The sequence below is a fragment of the Pandoraea sp. PE-S2T-3 genome, from assembly GCF_002179965.1.
Lineage (GTDB): Bacteria > Pseudomonadota > Gammaproteobacteria > Burkholderiales > Burkholderiaceae > Pandoraea.
In genome coordinates this window covers 161,677-181,469 of sequence record NZ_NGUQ01000035.1, presented here as the reverse complement: position 1 = coordinate 181,469, position 19,793 = coordinate 161,677, and the positions used below count along the sequence as shown (strand labels likewise).

General features: G+C 63.5%; 8 protein-coding genes and 1 tRNA gene. 5 read left to right on the top strand and 4 right to left on the bottom strand.

Translation table 11 applies throughout. From position 1 onward, the window contains the following. The first annotated feature begins 154 nt into the window (after positions 1-154). A complete protein-coding gene (locus tag CDV46_RS21295; protein WP_176399145.1) occupies positions 155-12,775 on the top strand; it encodes a filamentous haemagglutinin family protein in 12,621 nt (4,206 codons plus the stop codon). Positions 12,776-12,818: 43 nt separating this feature from the next. Here the strand turns inward: CDV46_RS21295 and CDV46_RS21290 are convergent. Next, a tRNA-Ser gene (locus CDV46_RS21290) sits at positions 12,819-12,908 on the bottom strand. Positions 12,909-13,222: 314 nt separating this feature from the next. Here CDV46_RS21290 and CDV46_RS21285 point away from each other — a divergent pair. After that, complete coding sequence (locus CDV46_RS21285; RefSeq protein WP_087724786.1) at positions 13,223-14,974, top strand: acyl-CoA synthetase; 1,752 nt, start codon at positions 13,223-13,225, stop codon at positions 14,972-14,974. A gap of 118 nt (positions 14,975-15,092) precedes the next feature. Here the strand turns inward: CDV46_RS21285 and hemW are convergent, their stop codons facing one another. Genes hemW through rph form a run of 3 tightly spaced genes read right to left on the bottom strand, consistent with a single transcriptional unit; the run spans position 15,093 to position 17,667 of the window. Beyond that, positions 15,093-16,313 carry a radical SAM family heme chaperone HemW gene (gene hemW / locus CDV46_RS21280; RefSeq protein ID WP_087686997.1) on the bottom strand — a complete coding sequence of 407 codons (1,221 nt, stop codon included), beginning with the start codon at positions 16,311-16,313 and terminating at the stop codon, positions 15,093-15,095. A gap of 5 nt (positions 16,314-16,318) precedes the next feature. Next, entirely contained in the window at positions 16,319-16,936 is a 618-nt protein-coding gene (gene rdgB, locus CDV46_RS21275) for an RdgB/HAM1 family non-canonical purine NTP pyrophosphatase (protein ID WP_087724784.1), read from the bottom strand. 2 nt (positions 16,937-16,938) lie between these two features. Then, on the bottom strand, positions 16,939-17,667 hold the full coding sequence (gene rph / locus CDV46_RS21270) for a ribonuclease PH (protein ID WP_087686998.1): 729 nt from the start codon (positions 17,665-17,667) through the stop codon (positions 16,939-16,941). A gap of 179 nt (positions 17,668-17,846) precedes the next feature. Here rph and CDV46_RS21265 point away from each other — a divergent pair, with 179 nt between their 5' ends. The 3 genes from CDV46_RS21265 to rpoZ all read left to right on the top strand — a co-directional run bounded on the left by CDV46_RS21265 (position 17,847) and on the right by rpoZ (position 19,766). Next, on the top strand, positions 17,847-18,776 hold the full coding sequence (locus CDV46_RS21265) for a YicC/YloC family endoribonuclease (RefSeq protein WP_058378104.1): 930 nt from the start codon (positions 17,847-17,849) through the stop codon (positions 18,774-18,776). 5 nt (positions 18,777-18,781) lie between these two features. After that, positions 18,782-19,459 (top strand): guanylate kinase, encoded by a 678-nt coding sequence (gene gmk, locus CDV46_RS21260; protein WP_087724782.1) that lies wholly within the window; start codon positions 18,782-18,784, stop codon positions 19,457-19,459. Between the two features lie 100 nt (positions 19,460-19,559). Next, positions 19,560-19,766: a DNA-directed RNA polymerase subunit omega gene (rpoZ, locus tag CDV46_RS21255; RefSeq protein WP_039397582.1), complete on the top strand. Its 207-nt coding sequence runs from the start codon at positions 19,560-19,562 to the stop codon at positions 19,764-19,766. The last annotated feature ends 27 nt before the right edge of the window (positions 19,767-19,793 follow it).

Below are 19,793 nucleotides of genomic sequence, written 5' to 3'. Positions count from 1 at the left end.
CCACCCGCCGTCGTGCGCCTTCTTCTCCGACATCGGAGATTGTCGAAAAAAGTTTGCGGGTCGTAGCAGTTCGCCCGTCTTGTTCTCATCGCTCGCGTGAATGTTGCCGATGTCACGCGAGGCAATGACGAAACGGATACCTCCAGGAACTGCCATGACGCCTCGCACCTCGTCGTTTCGCAACGCGCCGGTTGACCCGCAGCGCACCGAAGCCTTCGCGCCAAGCGCACCGCTGCGACACCGTCCCCTGACGAGCGCGATTGCGTTGCTCCTCGCGACGGGTGGCATGTGGGGAACGGCGCACGCGCAGCAGGCGTTCAGCAATGGGTGGTTTGCCGCACGGGGTGCCGCGCAGGCGGCGGCGTCGCAAACGGGGCGTCTGCCTAACGGCATGCCCGTCACGTCGCTGATGAACCCGTCGGCGCAGCAGCAACAGGCCAACACCCAACTCCAGAAATCGATTGCGAACCTCGGCACGGCCGCGCAGAGCATCGCCGTGATGCAAGCCGCCCAAGCGGGCGCTCGCGCCGCTGCCGCCGCCAGCGATTCGACCATCCCGGACGGCCTCGCCGAAGGCGGTCTCAAAGTCGACACCAACAGCCTCACCAAAGGTTGGGTCAACGCACAGGCGCCTGCGCAGACCTCATTGAACGGCAAGACCAACGTCGATATCCGTCAGACGAGCGACAAAGCGATCTTGAACTGGGAGACGTTCAACGTCGGACGCAATACGTCGGTGAACTTCCAGCAGCAAAGCCAGTGGGCCGTGCTCAATCGCGTGAACGATCCGAACGCGCGACCGAGCCAGATACACGGCCAGATGCACGGTGACGGCACTGTGCTGATCGTGAATCGTAACGGCGTGATCTTCGGCGCGACGAGTCAGATTGATACGCGCAATCTCGTCGCCGCCGCCGCGCGTATATCGGACGCCCAGTTCCAGACCAACGGCATCTACGGTGCGAACGGCAACGCGCCGAGTTTCACCGACGCACTCGGCAACGTCGAAGTGCACGCCGGCGCGATCATCACGACACGTACGCCGCCGTCGGTGACGCAGGGCGGTGGCTACGTATTGATGATGGGACGCGAAGTCAGCAACGCCGGCGGCATCATCGCGCCGCAAGGACAAGTGGTGCTGTCCGCGGGCGACAGCTTCTTCATTCGCAAGGGCATGGCTACCGACACCAATACGGCATCGACCACACGCGGCAACGAAATCGCGCCGCAATTCGTTGCACAAAGTCAGGCGGGCAAGGTCGTGAACAGCGGTTTGCTGATGGCACCGGAAGGCGACGTCACGCTCGCGGGTCGCGACGTCCAGCAAGCCGGCGTGGCCGTGTCGACAACCACCGTCAACACGCGCGGCACGATTCACCTGCTCAATTCAGCGAGTGACACGCAAGGCAAGGTGACGTTGGGCCGGGGCGCGCTGACGTCGGTCCTCATCGACGACAACGGCAAGACGGCGCTGGACAGCCAACGTGCCGCGCTGATCCAGGAGTCAGCCGCGAAGGACACGACCCGCGCGCTCTCATCGTCGGGCTTGTTCGATAACTTGTCGATGTTGCAGGACCGTCGCGACCGCTCGCGTGTGGAAATCGTGAGCGGTGGGACGGTCGAGTTTCAAGGTGATTCGCTGACGCTCGCGACGGGCGGACAGATTGCCGTGAGCGCAACGCGACGCAGCTTCGTGGCGGATCGCGCACAGCTCGATGTGTCCGGTGCGGTTGGCGTCTCGCTGTCGATGGACAGCAACAACATCAAAGTCAACGTGCAGGGCAATGAGCAGCGCGACGCACCCGGCAACCGCGATAATGCCGCACTGAATAACGCCAATTTGTGGATCGACCGGCGACGTTTGGTCTACGTGCCCGCCTCTGTGGGCGGCTATTCAAACGAACGCCTGTATACGGAAGGCGGGTTGCTCGAGGTCGGCGGCTATCTCGCGAATCAGGGCCACCGCATTGGGGAGTGGGCTGCTCAGGGCGGCACGGTGACGCTGTCGGGCAGCGAAGCGATCACGCAATCGGGGGCGAGAATCAACGTCTCTGGCGGCACGCTGGACGTGCAGACCGGCTTCCTGAATCAGTCGTGGCTCAAAGGCGCTGACGGTCAGATCTACAACGCCAATAGCGCGCCGGTCGATGTGATCTACACGGGCGTCTACACCGGCTTCGATGTCGCGCATCCGCGCTGGGGCAAGAACACCACCGAGTCGTACGCCTCGCCGCTGATTGCCCCGCAACGGGTACTCCAGAACGGCTACACCGTCGGACGCGACGCGGGCAGTCTGATCGTGTCTGCACCGACCGCCATTCTCGAAGGCGATATCACGGCCGGCGTCTATAACGGTCCGAGTCAGACGACGGCGCATGCCGCTGGAATGAACGACAGCTACCTGCTCTCGCATCGCGCGGCTGCATTGCCTGGCTCACTCGTCGTCGGCAAGCTTGACGGCTTTGGACTGACGAATGGCTTCGCCAGCGATATCCGCGTTACGCGTATCGACGGCGTCACTGCGCAGATGAACGTGTCCGACGTGCTGGCATCGGAGCGTGTCGGCACGGTATGGCTCGACGTCGCTCGTCTTAATGCGCAGCAGCTTGGCGGACTGACGCTGGTGAGCACGAAGGGCGTCGCGATGGATGCACCGCTTGCACTGGCCGATGGCGGGCAGTTGACCTTCACGGCGCCGAACATCGATATCCATGCAGGAATCGCGGCACACGGCGGCACGGTCGCGCTCGGCAACATCATGCATGGCGTGCGGCAGATCAGTCGTCCTGAAGAGTGGTGGCAACTGAATGACCCTAGTGGCGTATCGCACGTGGTGCTTGGCCCGAACGCGCACGTCGATCTGCGTGGGGTGTGGGTCAATGCCGTGCAGTCACCGGATTTTCTCGCCGGAATGCCGTACGTCAACGGGGGCAGTTTCACCGCAGACGGAACGGGCAGCATCGCTATGCTTGCGGGCAGCGTGATCGACGTGTCGTCCGGTGGCGCTGTCACGTCCAACGGCAAGATCGCGGGCGGCAAGGGTGGCAACGTGTCGCTCGTGAGCAACGACTTCTATCGTTTTTTGCCGCCGGCTACGCCAGCGTCGCTCACTCTGGGCGGCGAGGTGCGCGCTTACGGCTTCACCGGCGGTGGTGCGCTGACGATTCAGGCCGGACAATCCATCGCATTCGGTACGACAGACGACGCCACCGCCACGGCGGCGACCCTGCGTCTTCCTGAGACGTTGCTGCAAACGGGCTTCACGAGCTACAGCATCACAGGCATGGGCGGTATGCGTATCGCCTCAGGTACGACGCTGCGACCGCAAGTACCGGTCTACCGCGTCAGCGATGCGCTGGCGACGCTGCCCACCGGAGGGGATCTGCGCACTGCGGGCGACGTCTGGCTGCCGCCAGCGTTCGACAACGATGCCGTCAAGGGAAAGCAAACCCAGCGCGTCGGCGCCGATCTGACGTTGGTCACCACGCGCGGTGACCTGAGCGTGATGCCTGCGGCGGCGATCGAGGTCGACCCTGGCCGCAGCGCGAGTCTCTACGCCTACGGACAAACGACGATCGACGGCAGTGTGACCGCGCGTGGCGGCAACATCGTGATCGCCAGCGCTCGCGAACTGACTTATCCGGGGGCGGTGCTCGGTGGCCTTGGCGGCTTCTCGACGGCTCGCTCGATCTGGTTGAGTGAGAGCGCACTGCTCGACGTCTCGGGCCTCGCGAATACGGCGGTCGATCGACTCGGACTTCACTACGGTTCGGTATCGAATGGTGGCACGATCCAGCTCGGTGCTGTGGGTGACGGTGTCGCCACCGATGCGTTCGTCGTCATCCGGCCGGGGGCGCGATTGAACGCGTCGGGCGCGAGTGGCGTGATCGACGTCGTCACGAGCACCGTCGCGACGCCGATGCAGGTCGCCAGCAACGGCGGCACCATCGCGCTGAGTTCCAACAGCGGCCTCTATCTCGACGGCGAAATGACGGCGGCGGGTAGTGCTAATGGGCTCGGCGGCACGCTTCGCGTCAATCTCTTCGGACGCTATTACAACGACCCGCGCGCAGGCAGTACGGTCCCCGACAGCATCGGCGAGATTCCCGATGCCGTGCGCCAACTGCGCACCGTCACGCTCACGCAACACCGTGCGGGCAGCGCGTTGGCGAACAATCTGACGCCGGGGCAGGCCGACACGGGGCTGGTCTTCGGCCAAGCCGTCGTCAGCGCCGATCAGGTGAAGGACGGCGGGTTCGCGTCACTGGCGTTGCAGACTACCGACGTGCTCTCGTTCAAGGGTGACGTCGATCTATCGCTCTCGCGCAGCTTGTCGCTCAAGGGCGGCATTCTGGGCGTGTCCGACCAGACGCCGGACATTCGCGTCGCGCTGGCTGCCCCCTACGTTCGCATTGACGGCTTCACGGAGCAGGTCGCGGGGCTCGACCGCTTCCACCCGGGACTCACGAACATTCAAGGGCCGAGCCTCGCCCGTAACGATAGCGTGTTCTCGGTTTCATCCGATCTGCTCGACGTGGGTGGCACGGTGCGCTTCGGCGTACACGCGCATCAGGGCAGTGGCGCACTGGCGATTCGCCCGGGGGGCGTCGTGACGGTCCCCACTTTCGACGACGGCACGCATCTGAGTGGCGGCAACATCGTCGACGTCGCAGGCTTCGGCAAAGTCCAGTTGAACAGCCGCGGCGATATTCGTTTCGGCACCGGCGATGTCAGAACGACGGGCGATATTGCGCTTACCGCCGATCAGATTTATCCGCTTAGCGGAAAGTCGATGAGCATTTACGCGGGGCAGATGTTGCGCAAGAACGCCTACGGCGGCGTGCAACCGGGTGATTTCTACGACGACACGGTGCACAGCATCGTCATTCGCCGCAACGCCGGCCCTTTGCCTGCGCAACCGGCGTCAGCATTCGGCGTGCTGTCGCTCATTGCAGCGTTCATTGATCAGGGCGGTGTGGTGCGAGCGCCGCTGGGCACGGTCAACTTCAATCTGTTGTCGGACACTTACACGGCCACGCCGCCCGTTACGAACGTGATTTTCCGCACCGCAAGCGTGACGTCGGCGAGTGCAGCAGGTCTCGTGATGCCGTTCGGTGGCACCTCCGACGGCACGACGTACCAGGGCGCACCCGCCAACGTTGTGCCGTTGGGAAGCACTTACGGGCAGACAAATGCGGGCCTGCGCATCGGTAGTGGCATTGCGGTGTCGGCGACCTCGTCGGTGGCGGAGCCTGGCTCGCTGCTGGATGTGTCGGGCGGAGGGGATCTGCTTGGGGCAGGTTTCGTATCAGGGCGCGGCGGTTCGGTCGACATCCTCAAAACGTCGCTGACGAACGCGAATCCGACGAACGCGCGCTTCGCATCGAAGGACGCCAGGGTCTATGCCATCTTGCCGGGCTACGCGTCGGCTTACGCGCCAGCGATTGCCAGCAATGGCGCGGGCGATCCGGCCATCGGTCAGCAGATCACAATCCCGGCTGGTGTTGCCGGACTCGATGCCGGGACCTATACGCTGCTGCCGTCGAGTTACGCGATGCTGCCGGGGGCATTTCGCGTCGAGCTCGGTAACCGCAGCACACAGGCAGCCCCACCATCGCTGCTGCCCAATGGCTCATGGCGTCTGGCGGGCAACCTAGGAACCGCTTACACCGGCGCGCCAGACGCGCTACCGACGCAACTCATCGTGACACCCGGCAAGGTGCTGCGCACTTACGCGATGTACAACGAGACGAGCTATGCGGACTTCGCGCGAAAGCAGGCGGCGCAGTTCGGCAATCTCCGCCCGACATTGCCCATGGACGGCAAGACGTTGCAATTCTCCGTGGGCGCATCCGATGGCGTGACGCCGTCGCTCACGTTCGCCGGTCGCGCCGACTTCTCAGCGGCGAAGGACGGTATCGCCGGTGCCTTGCTGATCACGTCTGCGGACCCGGTCGGCGTTCTCGATATCACGGCGCCGGGGGCGCAGGCGAGCGTCGGTCACAGCGTGATCTCCAGCGCGGATATCAACGCGTTCCGCGCTGCCACGCTGTTCGTGGGCGCTGGCGCGTACTACCAGTTCGACCAGAGTGCCGCAGGCGACGGCACGACGCTGCGGTTGAGTGGCAGCACGTCGATCAATCTGCTGGAAGGGGCGATGCTAAAGGCCGGATCGGTTTTCCTGACCGGCTCGAACATCCACGTTGCGCGTGATGCCGGTATCGACACGCGAGGCATGGGCAATCTCGGGGTGAGTTCCGACACCGGCTACGTCTTCGGCAGCAACTCGGCGGTGCTCGTGGCCGGCAACGGCTGGTACAACTTCCTGCCTGTGGGCGGTCAGCAGACGATGCGCATTGACAGCGGTTCATCTCTCACGACCGAAGGGGGGATTGTGCTCGCAGCGCCGGGGGCACTCGACATCGGCGACGTCAACTTCGGTGCGCGCTACATCACAGTCTCGCAAGACCGAATCAATATGGGCGACGCGGCCTCGCTCGCGGCAGCAGGTGCGGCTGGCGTACTGCCACTCGGCTGGCGTCTTGATCAGCTCGCGCTCGACCGCTTGCTGAGACCCTCCACGGTCTCAGGTGCGCCAGCGCTGGAGCGATTGATTCTGACGGCAGGCGGCTCACTGAACGTCTTCGGTTCGGCGTTGCTCGATGCGCGTACACGCGGTGCAAATGCTGTGCCGCTCGAACTCGTGCTGAATACGCCGGCGATCTACGGCGCTGGCGCCCAAGACAGCACGGCGTCGTTAGTGGCAAACCGCTTCGTCTGGAACGGCATTCGCACCGTGACCGTACCATCCAACGATGCAAGCAAGCCTGTCTACGGAAGCAAAGCGCCAGCCGCTGTCACGCCGGGCGGCGCGGGCAGCGGTCGCGGCAGCCTGCGGGTGCAAGCCGACAACATCCTCTTCGGGTACGACGAGCACAGCCGGCCCACGGACGGTGCGTCGCTCGATCGCGTGGCGGTGGGTTTCGGCGACGTGACGCTGGCGGCGGGCAAGATCAGCGTGAACAGCGACGGCACGCTTTCCGTCGGCTTGCAGAAGGACGCGGCAGGCGTGTTGAGCGGCGGCAATCTGACCTTGAATACGCCGCTCATTATGGCAGACAACGGGGCGTCGATTAGCTTCAAGGCCGGCGGTGACGTGCGTGCCGTCGCACCGGCGGCCGGTGCAGGTAATCCTGCGTCGATCGCGGCTTATGGCGGTACGGTGTCCATCGCAGGGAGCAGCGTCGTGCTGGATACGGCGTTCGCCTTGCCGGGTGGGCGTCTGAACGTGAGCGCGGACAAGGACATCACGCTGGGTGATAACAGCGTCATCGATCTGTCCGGTCGCGCCATGCCGTTCTTCGATACCGTCAGGTACGGGTGGGGCGGTGATCTGGTGCTGCAAAGCGCGCACGGCAATATCACGCAAACGAGCGGGTCGCTGATCGACGTTTCGGCACAACACAACGATGCAGGGACGGTGACGGCGATCGCCGACGACGCGACGCAGGGCCGGGTGTCGATGAACGGACGCTTGCGCGGCGCGACGTCCGCACCCGACGACAGTCCGTTTCTTGGTGGCCAATTCAATGTGCGTGCGCAATCGCTCAGGGACTTCGTTGCACTGAATCGATCGCTTAACGACGGCGGATTCTTCGGCGCGCGCAACTTCGATTTGAAACAGGGCGATCTCGTCATCGGCGACGAGGTCAAGGCGCGCGCGATCTCCATCTCGGTCGACGGCGGAAGTCTTTCGGTGAACGGCCGCATGGATGCCACCGGTGTCGCACCCGGCACGATCCGGCTTGCGGCGCGCGATAACCTGTCGTTGGGGGCCGGTGCGGTGCTGGATGCCCGCGGTACGCGTCTCCAGCGCGACAGTTACGGCGCACCGATCGAAGCGAACAACGTCGCGCGCATCGAACTGACGACGTCACAAGGCAGCATCTCGCTCGCGCCGGGAGCCACGTTCGACATGCGTTCACCGGATGGGGCGGCGCGCGGGAAGCTGTCGATCAATGCACCGCGTCGTGGCGGCGCAGGTACACCGGGCGATGGTGATGGCGCCAATGACATTGCGATCAACGCGGCGGGCCCGCTCGTTATTCGCGGGGCGGCGAGCATCGCATTGAACGCGTTCCGTGGCTACAGTTTGCCGGGCGGCAGCGTCATCGATCAGGCTTATCTCGATACGGTCGACGTGGCCAACCGCGCGTTCATCAACGCGGCACAGGGCAACGGCGATTTACAAGCGCGTCTTGCCGGATTGCGCGCGTATGGCACGACATTTCACGTGCGTCCTGGCGTCGACATTCGTGGTGACGGCGATCTGACAGTGAGCGGCGACATCGATTTGTCGGGGTATCGCTACGGGGCGGGTGTCGATCCTTCGATACGCGGCTCGGGCGAACCGGGCGTACTGCGCCTGCGTGCTGCGGGCAACCTCAACGTCAAGGGCAGCATCAACGACGGCTTCGGATTGCCGCCAGGTACCCCTGACGATGGAGGCTGGATCGTTATGCGGGCGGGGCTGGTCGGGGCGGATCTGCAACTTTCCAAGGGCATCGTGCTCGGTCGCGGATCCACATTCCCGGTCGATAGCGTGCTGGGCTACAACATCCCGTTGCTCGGTTCCGAACGACTGGAGGCCGGCACCCCGGCAGGGCGGTCGTTCACGCTGCTGGGCGGGGTCACGTTGCCTGCGGGATACGTACTCAGCAACACGATCGTCGTCAACACGGTACTGGGGCCGGGACAGAAACTGACCGAAAAACTGGATTACGTCTATGCCGACACCGTGACGCAGGCGGACTGGTTCATTGCCCCCGGCTCACCCGAAGGCGACTACTTCGATCAGTTGCTTGGCGGTTTGGGGGCTGGCATTACCTATCCGGATGGGAGCTTCGAGCTTGTCAAATCCGGCATGACAGTGCCGAAGGGCTCGACATTGGCGGCGTTCGACTTTTTCTTTTCGTTGCCTGCGGGCTTCGTCGTCCCGCCGCTGGTATTTCCGAACGGCCTGCTCGCTGGTAATCCGCGTACCTTGGCGGCGGGTACACGATTGGATACCAGCTTGTACATGCCTGTCGGCACTTCGATTCCGGTGGGCTTCAAGTTTCCCGAGACGGTCGTGATGCAAACGGGCGCCACGCTTCGGGCGAACATTCGTGTTCCGCAAAGCGTGACGTTGGGGGCCGATGTCACCGTGCAGACGGTGTTCACCGCAGCGGCGGAAATCAAGACGCCTACGCAGACGTTCGCAGCCGGGAGTCTCGTCCCGCAAGGCACATTGCTGCCATACGGGACGACCATTGCGGCGGGCAACACGCTGCCGTTCGATGCGCCGCTGACCAATACCAACTGGGCGGCGGGCAATGCACTGAACCTGACGGGGGACGCGAAGACATCCACAGACGTCACGGTAGGCGCCGGCAAAACACTGCCGGGCGGGACGTTCGCGCTGGGGGCTGGCGGCAATGCGTCGTCCATCGGTGCCGCAGACGGCAAGAACTGGGCGGTCGCGCCAATGTTGCAGGCCGGCACGCAATCGTGGTCGATCAGCCTCGTCTCGGGGGCGGATCTTTCCGGTGCCGATGCGCGTCAGCTACGTTCGGCTGCGCAATTGCAGGGCGCGGGCAATCTGACGCTGGACGACCCGCACTTTCAGCCGCCCGATTTCGTGAAGCTCCGGCCAAGCGTCATTCGCACAGGCACCGGCGATCTCGAATTGCTCGCGGGCGGCGATTATCAGCAGAAGACGCCGTTCGGCGTCTACACGGCGGGCACGGCCATCGCCGGGACGGGAACGTCCGAGAACGCGGCGTTCAATGTGGGACGGGCGGTGCTTGCCGACGGCACTGTGCTCGGTGCGAATAACGCGGCGTACGAGCCGACGCTTGGTGCGCAACGCATGTATTACGCCGAACACGGCGGCGATCTGACGATTCAGGCGCAGGGCGATATCGGCGGCTATGTGACGGCGCGCGATACCGATGTCATCGGGAGCTGGTTGTGGCGTCAGGGCGGCGCGGGGCTGGGACAGGCGACTGCGTGGGGTATCAACTTCGGCAGCTACGTGGCAGACATCGCCTATAACGGCCCGTACCTCAACCTTGCGGCGTTCTCGGGCATGGGGACGCTGGGTGGCGGCAACGTCACGTTACGTGCGGGACGAGATGTCGGTAACGCTGGTCAGGCGGTCGTCGTCGCAGTGGGCGGTAGCGGACGTGTGCTCGACGACGGGACGTTGGTGCAGACGGGCGGCGGTGCATTGTCCGTGACGGCGGGCCGATACGTCGGCACGGGCGGCAACCAATTCGTCAACGTGCGTGGCGACTCGGTCGTGAGCGCCGGGAAGTTCGGCACGCTGACGCTCAATCAATTCGGCTCAAACGGCGAGGCGGACCCGCGTCCCGCCGACACGCTCAAAGGATATGGCGTGCGCAATCAGTCCGGCGGCGCGTTGGGCATTGGCGACGGCACGTTCACGGTGCGCACGCGATCGGATCTGGCGATGAGTACGATCAGCGATCCGGGGCGTGTGGGTGTGGGGCAGCAGACCAACGCCACTACGTCCGGCGCTCATGGTCAGGGCGCAACCTGGTTCACGCTATGGACGGGCAATACTGCGGTCGACATGTTCTCGGCGGGTGGCAATGTGGCGCCGCTTGCAGAGAATCAGGGCGGCGCGACGAACGACGTCTCGACACAGTTCCTGCCACCTGTTGTGCACGCGGTGGCCGGTACCGGCAGTCTCTTTGTCACGCCGGGGATGGGAACGTCATACCTCATGCCATCGGTCACTGGTGAGTTGCAGTTGTTGGCACGCGGCTCGATCATCCAGTCGTTCGTGGGGGCGGCCGCATTTGCGCCGCTGACGTCGTCGACGGCTTCGCTGGCTACACCGTTCCAGCCGGCGTGGATCGTGCAACAGAACACCAACGCGGGCTGGAAGGTGCTGGCGTCGAACGTCTGGGCAAACCCAGACGATCTCGGCGACGCGCCAACGAATGCGGCCTATTCGTACGACACGACGAACGGTGGATATGCCCCGAACATCGGACATCAGGGACGTGGCGGTGCACTGTTCGCTTTCGGTCCCAATACGGTGACGGATCACTCATCCGCAGGGACGGCGAAATCGCGGATTTACGCGGTCGATGGCGACATCACCGGCTTGCGGTACGGCGAGGTCTACACGGCATTCACGCCGGTGCAAACCGACTTCTACCGGGCGGGCAAGCCGGTGGACGTTCTGGCCGGTGGCGACATCGCGAATCTGGGCGGCTTGATCCAGCACGACAAGGCGACGGACGCGTCGACGATTGCCGCCGCGGGCAACATCATCTATGCGGGCGTGCGCAAGTCGGGGGGGCTGTTCGATTCGGCCGGGCTCCAGATTGCGGGGCCGGGAACGCTGATGCTGGTGGCCGGCAAGGACCTGAATTTCGGGGCGATATCGAGCGTCGAGAGTCTGGGTTCGCTCATCCCTGGCAGTTCGGGGGGCGCGAGTGTGATACTGCAAGCGGGGGCTGGATCCGGCGCGCCCGGTGTCGGTTCGGCCAACTGGGAGGCATTTGCGAATCTGTACCTCGTCGTGGCCAATCAACTGACTGACGGCACGCTGACCGATCAGAAGACCAAAGTTGTCAAAACGTATCAGGACGAATTGAATCAGTGGCTCAGCGCGCGATACGGCTACACCGGCAACGATGCGCTGGCGTACTTCAGGGCGTTGCCTGCCATCGACCAGCGTGGGTTCCTGCGTCAGGTGTATTACGCGGAGCTGCGGGCGAGTGGGCGGGAGTACAACGATGCGTCCAGCCCGCGATTCGCTTCGTATCTGCGCGGACGTCGGGCCATCGAGACGCTGTTCCAGGACGGCGCCGGTGGGGCCGGCGACATTACGATGTTCAGCGCATTCGGTCCGTCGTCGACCCGGATCATCAGCGGATCGGTGCGTACGGACTTCGGTGGCGACATCCAGTTGCTCGCACCGAGAGGCAAGGTGACGATTGGCGCCGAAGGATTGACGCCGGGTGCCAATGCCGGATTGATGACCCAGGGCAGCGGTGACATCAGCATCTATGCGAAGGGCAGTGTGTTATTGGGGTTGTCGCGCGTCATGACGACGTTCGGTGGGGACATTCTGGCGTGGTCAGCAGAAGGTGACATCAACGCGGGGCGTGGTGCCAAGACGACGGTGCTGTACACGCCGCCGAAACGCGTCTACGACGACATGGGCAACGTGACGTTGTCGTCACAAGCGCCATCGAGCGGTGCGGGGATTGCAACGCTCGCGCCGATTCCGGAGGTTCCGGCGGGCGACATCGATCTGATTGCGCCGTTGGGGACAGTGGATGCCGGTGAAGCGGGAATCCGCTACTCGGGCAACATCAACGTCGCCGCGTTGCAGGTGGTCAACGCCGCCAACATCTCGGGCGTCGGGAAGGCGAGCGGGTTGCCTGCCATTGCGGCGGTCAACGTTGGTGCGTTGACGAACGCCAGCGCGACCGCCACGCAGGCGGCAATCGCGGCGCAGGACGCCGTGTCGCGCGAGCGTGTCGCGCAACGTCAGTCGATGCCGTCGATGTTCACGGTGCGGATGCTCGGGACGGACGCTGGCACGTCGACCGCCCGGCCGGAAGATGGGCAGGCGATCCGGCCTGTCAGCTATCGTCCGGACAGCGCAGTACAGGTGCTTGGCGATGCAAGGCTTGGACCGTACGCGCGTGGGCAACTGACGGCGGACGAAAGGAAATCGCTGGGATTATGATGCGTCGAAAAACGTTGAATTTCAGATGATTTGCAAAGAATTTTGGCGGAGGCGGTGAGATTCGAACTCACGGAAGGGTTACCCCTTCGCTGGTTTTCAAGACCAGTCCATTAAACCACTCTGGCACGCCTCCGGGGCGTTGCGCACGACCAACTGTCGTGGCTGTTGATGCCGTCTGGAACGACGGCTTCGAGAAGCGTGCGGTCCGGGGGAATCGGCGTCGGGTTTCCGACGCAGTCCGGTACCGCACGGCAGCGCGCATTATACCCGCTCGCCTCCCGATGTGAAGCCTCAAACACACCAAAATCGCCTCACACCCCGCTTAAATCCAAGAGTTCCCCCATCTCCCCCTTGTTTTGTCCGCGTCCGGCATGCATCATGCTTCCAGACGTACGGTGACCGCTCCCGGCGTGCCGTGCGAGGCCAGACATGACCCGGAGACACCGCATGGATGCCGACACCTCCCGCGATTCCGCCCGTGAGACGTCAAATGACGCCAGTGGCGAGCGCGCGACCCATACCCGAAATTCCCCAAGCATCCCGAATGCCGCCAGCGACACCCCCTTCGCGTGGCAGATTCCCACGCTCTACAACATTGGCGTGGACGTCTGCGATAAGTGGGCCGATGGCTCCAACCGCCTCGCCCTCATTCACGAGAGCGCCGACGGCGTGCACGTACGGCTCACCTTCGACGTACTAAAAGAACTCTCCAATCGACTCGCCAACGAATGGCGCGCCAACGGCGTCAAGGCCGGCGATCGCATCGGCATTTTCCTGCCCCAGTCGCCCGCCACGCTCGTCGCCCACGTCGCCGCCTACAAGCTCGGCGCCATCGCCGTGCCGCTCTTCACGCTGTTCGGCCCCGAAGCGCTTGCCTATCGCCTGCAAAACTCCGGTGCCGCCGTCCTCGTCACGGACCTCGCCAGCATCGGCAAGATCGACGACATTCGCGGCGAATTGCCCGACCTGCGACTCGTCTACGTCGTTCACGACGATCTGCCCGAAGCCCATCACCATGTCTCGGATGACGAAGACTGGGGTGTCGCCGAAGACGGCTTGCTTGCGCTCTGGCCCGCTATCGCCCGGCGCGAAGCCGCCTTCGAGCCCGTGCAGACCCGCGCAGACGCGCCCGCGTTGATCATCTATACCTCGGGCACCACCGGCAAGCCGAAGGGCGCGCTGCACGCGCACCGCGTGTTGCTCGGGCACCTGCCCGGCGTCGAAACCTCGCACAACGGCTTTCCTCACGAAGGCGATCTGATCTGGACGCCCGCCGACTGGGCTTGGATCGGCGGTCTGCTCGATGTGCTGCTGCCCGCGCTGCATCACGGTGTGCCGGTGCTCTCGCGACGCTTCGAGAAGTTCGACCCGGTCGCCGCGTTCGATCTGATGGCGCGCCACGGCGTGCGAAACACGTTCCTGCCGCCGACTGCGCTCAAGATGCTGCGCACCGTTACGTCGCCGCGCGAGCATTGGCCGCTGCAACTGCGTTCGGTCGCCAGCGGCGGTGAATCGCTCGGCCCCGAACTGCTGGCGTGGGGGCGCGAACATCTCGGCGTGGACATTAACGAGTTCTACGGGCAGACGGAATGCAACATGGTCGTGTCGTCATGCGCGTCGGAATTCCCCGCACTGCCCGGCGCCATCGGACGTGCCGTGCGCGGTCACGCCGTGACCATCGTCGATGACGACGGCGTGCCTTTGCCCGTCGGCGCGGTCGGCAATATCGCGATTGCCCGGCCGAACCCGGTCATGTTCCTCGGCTACTGGCATAACCCCGACGCCACGATGGAGAAGTATCGCGGCGACTTCCTGCTCACCGGCGACGCGGGCTTTGTCGACGAACAGGGCTACATCACCTTCACTGGCCGCTCGGACGACGTCATCACCAGCGCCGGCTATCGCATCGGCCCCGGGCCTATCGAAGACTGTCTGATCCGGCATCCGTCGGTGCAATTCGCCGCCGTGATCGGCGAGCCGGACGAGCTTCGTACGGAAATCGTGAAGGCGTTCGTCGTGCTGCGTGAGGGCTTTGAACCGTCGGAAGAACTGTCTCGTGAAATTCAGAATTTCGTGAAGACACGGCTCGCCGCCCACGAATACCCGCGCAAGGTCGTGTTCCTGCCGGAATTGCCGATGACCGTCACCGGCAAGATCATTCGGAAGGCGCTGCGGGAGATTGGTACGGCGCTGGGGTGAGGGCAGGGCAGGGCGCTGTCGTTGCCTCAATGTGTGATCGCCCTATGAAAAATGCCCGCCACATCTATCAGGATGTGGCGGGCATTTCTACAACGATTTCGACTAGCGGTAGCAGCAGTTAGCTACCCGAGCGGTCCAGAAACATCCCTTGCAGGTCGTTCAGGAATCGCTGTCCCAACTCGGTAGGCGCAATGCGCTGCGGGTCGTCGACGAGCAGTCCCTTTTCGACGGCAGCCGTCAGCCCTTTCGCGATCTTCGACATCGGCAAGCCGGTGCGATCGGCAAACAACTCGCTTTTTACCCCGCCCGTAAGTCGCAACGCGTTCAGCATGAACTCGAACGGCAGATCGCGCGCATCGACTTCGTTCTCCTCCTGCACGGCGCTGCCAGCGGCAGCCGCTTCCATAAAGCGTTGCGGATGCTTGTGCCGAATCTGGCGCAAGACCCGATGCGGGAACGAAATCTTGCTGTGCGCGCCCGCGCCAATGCCGAGATAGTCGCCGAATTCCCAGTAGTTCTGGTTGTGCTTCGCGCGACGATGCGGCTGCGCATAAGCCGACACTTCGTAATGCTCGAAGCCGCCCGTCGCCGTACGCTCGGCAATCCAGTCCTGCATGTCGGCCGCAGTGTCATCGTCGGGCACGGTCGGCGGATATTTGTGGAATTGCGTGTTCGGTTCGAGCGTCAGGTGGTACAGCGACAAATGCGGCGGCGAGAACGACAACGCCGTTTCCACGTCCTGCTGACACTGCGCAAGCGTCTGGTTCGGCAGCGCGAACATCAGGTCGAGATTGAAATTGTCGAAGTTCGCCTGCGCGATTTCGATGGCATGACGCGCTTCGTCACCATCGTGAATGCGACCCAGCGCCTTCAGATGCTCGCTGTTGAAGCTCTGAATCCCGATCGACAGACGGTTGATGCCGCTCGCCCGGAAGCTGCGGAACTTGTCTGCTTCGAACGTGCCCGGGTTTGCCTCCATGGTGATCTCGGCGTCGGCGTCGAGCGGCAGCAGCGCGCGCAAGTCCGACAGCAACCGGTCGAGCCCGGCAGCCGACAGCAGGCTGGGCGTGCCGCCGCCGATGAATACGGTATGCACCGGACGCCCCCACACCAGCGGCAGCGATTGCTCCAGATCCTGACGCAAGGCATCGAGATACGCCTGCTCGGGGAACGCCTGCGCGCCGCCTGCGCCACGCCACTCGTGCGAGTTGAAGTCGCAATACGGGCACTTGCGCACGCACCACGGAAAATGCACGTACAGCGACATCGGCGGCAAGGCCGGCAAGCTGATTTTGCCGGGCCGCAGGAAGTTCTGTACGGACATCGTGGATTCAGTCATACCGGTCACGCCTCCCGGCCCAGCTTTTCGAGAAGCACACGCAGCGCGCGAGCGCGGTGGCTGTGGGCGTTCTTCACGGCAGGATCGAGTTCCGAAGCGGTCTGATTCAACGAACGAATCAGGAAGTGCGGGTCGTATCCGAAACCGTGCGCACCACGCGGTGTGTCGACGATTTCGCCGTCCCAGCGGCCTTCGGCAATGATCGGCTGCGGATCTTCGGCATGACGCACCAGCACCAGCGCAGCGAAGTAATACGCGTCGCGATAGCCGGGTTTGTCGGCGTGCGGCGCGAGTTGTTCGATCAAATGCTTGTTGTTGGCGGCATCCGACTTTTCACGACCCGCACGTGCGGCGTAGCGCGCCGAATAGACGCCCGGTGCACCGCCGAGAATCGGTACGCACAGCCCCGAATCGTCTGCGAGCGCGGGCAGGCCGGTGGCCGCCGCCGCATGGCGTGCCTTGGCCAGCGCGTTCTCGATGAAGGTCACGTGCGGCTCTTCCGCTTCCGACACGCCGAGCATGCCCTGCGGCACGAGTTCAATGCCGAGCGGCTCGAACAGCGACGCAAACTCGCGCAACTTGCCCGGGTTGTTCGACGCCAGCACGATCTTCTGCATCGCCATCGTTACACTCCCAGCGCGCGCTTTTGCGCATCGATCAACTGACGAATGCCAGCATCCGCCAGATCGAGCAGCACGTTGCTTTGTTCGCGCGTGAACGGGGTGCCTTCGGCGGTGCCCTGAATTTCCACGAAACCGCCTTCGCTCGTCATGATGACGTTCATGTCTGTGTCGCAGGCGGAGTCTTCGGCGTAGTTCAGGTCGAGCACCGGCTGGCCTTGATACATGCCGACCGACACGGCCGCCACGTGGGCGCGGATGGGCGACGCTTCGAGCTTGCCGGCGGCGATGAGTTTCGACACGGCGTCGTGTGCGGCGACAAATGCGCCGGTGATCGAGGCGCAACGCGTGCCGCCGTCGGCCTGAAGCACGTCGCAGTCGATCTGGATGGTGCGCGGACCGAATTTCTCCAGATCGAACACGGCGCGCAGCGAGCGGCCGATCAGGCGCTGAATTTCCTGCGTGCGGCCGCTTTGCTTGCCGCGTGCGGCTTCGCGGTCGCTACGGGTGTGCGTGGCTCGCGGCAGCATGCCATATTCAGCCGTGAGCCAGCCCTGACCGGAGTCGCGCAGAAAGCCCGGCACCTTTTCTTCGACGCTGGCGGTGCAGATGACCTTGGTTTCGCCGCATTCGATGAGCACGGAACCTTCGGCGTAACGGGTGTATTGGCGGGTGATGCGCACGGGGCGCAGTGCGTTTTGCGCACGGCCGTCCGGGCGGGTGATTTGCGTCATGGGTGAGTGTCCTGCGAGGGTGAGTTTATGCAGCAATACCCGAATGGTATCGCTAAACGCGATTCGCCAGCCCTTCGGCCGGAAAATGCGATAATCGCATTTCATCCATGCATGCAAAACCGGCTGCTGCATCCGTCCCGCTGACAAAGTGTCATGGGCGTGTGGTACCGGTCACCCCGATGAAAGACAACAATATCTATAGTATGACCGGCTACGCCAGCGTCACGCGCGACATTGCGCATGCCGATGGAGCCGCAGGCGCGAGCGTGTCGGTCGAATTGCGCACGGTTAATTCGCGCTTCCTCGATCTGGCTTTCCGTATGCCGGAAGAGGCGCGCGCGTGCGAGCCGACACTGCGCGAAGGCCTGACGGCCAAGCTCTCGCGCGGCAAGGTCGACATCCGCATAAACGTGCAACGCCCCGAAAGCGGTGTGAATGGCGCGCTGAACATCGACGCCGTGCGCCAGCTCGCCGACCTCGAACAACAGGTGCTCGCGCTCTTTCCCGATGCGGAACGGATGCGCACCGGTGAAATTCTGCGCTGGCCGGGCGTGCTCGGCGAAGAGTCGGTCACGGCCGAAGCTTTGCGCGAAGCTGTCATCGATGCAGGCCGCGCCGCCATCGGCGATCTCGTCGACGTGCGCAAGCGCGAAGGCGCGCAACTCAAGCAAAGCCTGATCGAGCGTATCGAACGCATGGAAACGATCCTCACGGGCCTGCAACCGCTCGTGCCGGAATTGGTCGCGCGCCATCAGCAGAAGATCGTCGATCGTCTGCATGAAGCGCTGGGCATCGTGATTCCCGAAGGGGCTGCGGCACCGGGCAAGGAAGAGATTGCCGATCGTATTCGTCAGGAAGTGACGATGTACGGCGTGCGCATCGACGTGGCGGAAGAACTCACCCGCCTCGATGCACACCTGAAGGAAACCCGCCACATCCTCGACAAGGGGGGCTTGGTGGGCAAACGGCTGGACTTCATGATGCAGGAGCTCAATCGCGAAGCGAATACGCTCGGCTCGAAGGCCGCCTCGAAAGAACTTGCCGATGCCTCGATGGAGCTCAAGCTCTACATCGAGCAGATGCGCGAGCAAGTGCAGAACCTGGAGTAACTCGCATGTCCCCGCAATCGCCCATCCCGCAAACCGCCTTGCATGCCGAATATCCCGGCAATCTGTTCATGGTGGTCGCCCCCTCGGGCGCGGGCAAATCCACGCTCGTGAACGCACTGCTCGCGCAGGACGACGAGATCCGTCTGTCGATCTCGAGCACCACACGCCCGCCGCGTCCCGGTGAAGAGGACGGCGTGCAATATCACTTTCTAACCGCAGAAGATTTCGTCGCGCGTCGCAAGCAGGGGGAATTCCTCGAAAGCGCCGAAGTGCACGGTAACTACTACGGCACGTCGCGCGTGTGGATCGAAGAGCAGATGCGCGACGGTCACGACGTGCTGCTGGAAATCGATTGGCAAGGCGCTCAGCAGGTGCGCAAGCGCTTTATCAATGCCGTGGGCATCTTCATTCTGCCGCCGTCGATCGCGGCACTTGAGGAGCGCCTTAAGAAGCGCGGTCAGGATGAGCCGAACGTCATCACGCGCCGTTTGCTGGCGGCCGGTGGTGAGATGGCTCACGCCCCGGAAGCGGACTTCATCATCATCAATGAAGACTTCCAGCGTGCGCTGGCGGAGCTGCAATCGGTGGTCACGGCCACGCGTTTGGGCTTCACATCGCAGCGCGCGCGTCACGAATCACTGTTCATCGAACTCGGCATTCACTCGCCGCAGGAAGACGAATAACCCGTTTTACGTATCGCTGCGCGCTGGCTGGCGTTCGCGTTTTGCGCGAGTGTTCGCCGGCTGCGATAGAATACGCCCTATATTGAGAAGGAACCTCCTTATGGCCCGAATTACCGTTGAAGATTGCCTGAAACAAATCCCGAATCGCTTCGAGCTCGCACTCGCTGCGACCTACCGCGCCCGCCAACTGGCGCAAGGTCACACGCCGAAGCTCGAGAACAACAAGGACAAGCCGACCGTCGTCGCGCTGCGCGAAATCGCTGCGGGTCAGGTGGGCATCGAGATGCTCAAGAAAGTGCCGCTCTGATTTTCGGGAGACAGCACTAATGCGATG

Excerpts from the sequence above, each read along its gene's own strand:
- CDV46_RS21295 (WP_176399145.1), top strand. The coding sequence starts at position 155 with ATGACGCCTCGCACCTCGTCGTTTCGCAACGCGCCGGTTGACCCGCAG.
- CDV46_RS21285 (WP_087724786.1), top strand. The coding sequence starts at position 13,223 with ATGGATGCCGACACCTCCCGCGATTCCGCCCGTGAGACGTCAAATGAC.
- hemW (WP_087686997.1), bottom strand. The coding sequence starts at position 16,313 with ATGACTGAATCCACGATGTCCGTACAGAACTTCCTGCGGCCCGGCAAA.
- rdgB (WP_087724784.1), bottom strand. The coding sequence starts at position 16,936 with ATGGCGATGCAGAAGATCGTGCTGGCGTCGAACAACCCGGGCAAGTTG.
- rph (WP_087686998.1), bottom strand. The coding sequence starts at position 17,667 with ATGACGCAAATCACCCGCCCGGACGGCCGTGCGCAAAACGCACTGCGC.
- CDV46_RS21265 (WP_058378104.1), top strand. The coding sequence starts at position 17,847 with ATGAAAGACAACAATATCTATAGTATGACCGGCTACGCCAGCGTCACG.
- gmk (WP_087724782.1), top strand. The coding sequence starts at position 18,782 with ATGTCCCCGCAATCGCCCATCCCGCAAACCGCCTTGCATGCCGAATAT.
- rpoZ (WP_039397582.1), top strand. The coding sequence starts at position 19,560 with ATGGCCCGAATTACCGTTGAAGATTGCCTGAAACAAATCCCGAATCGC.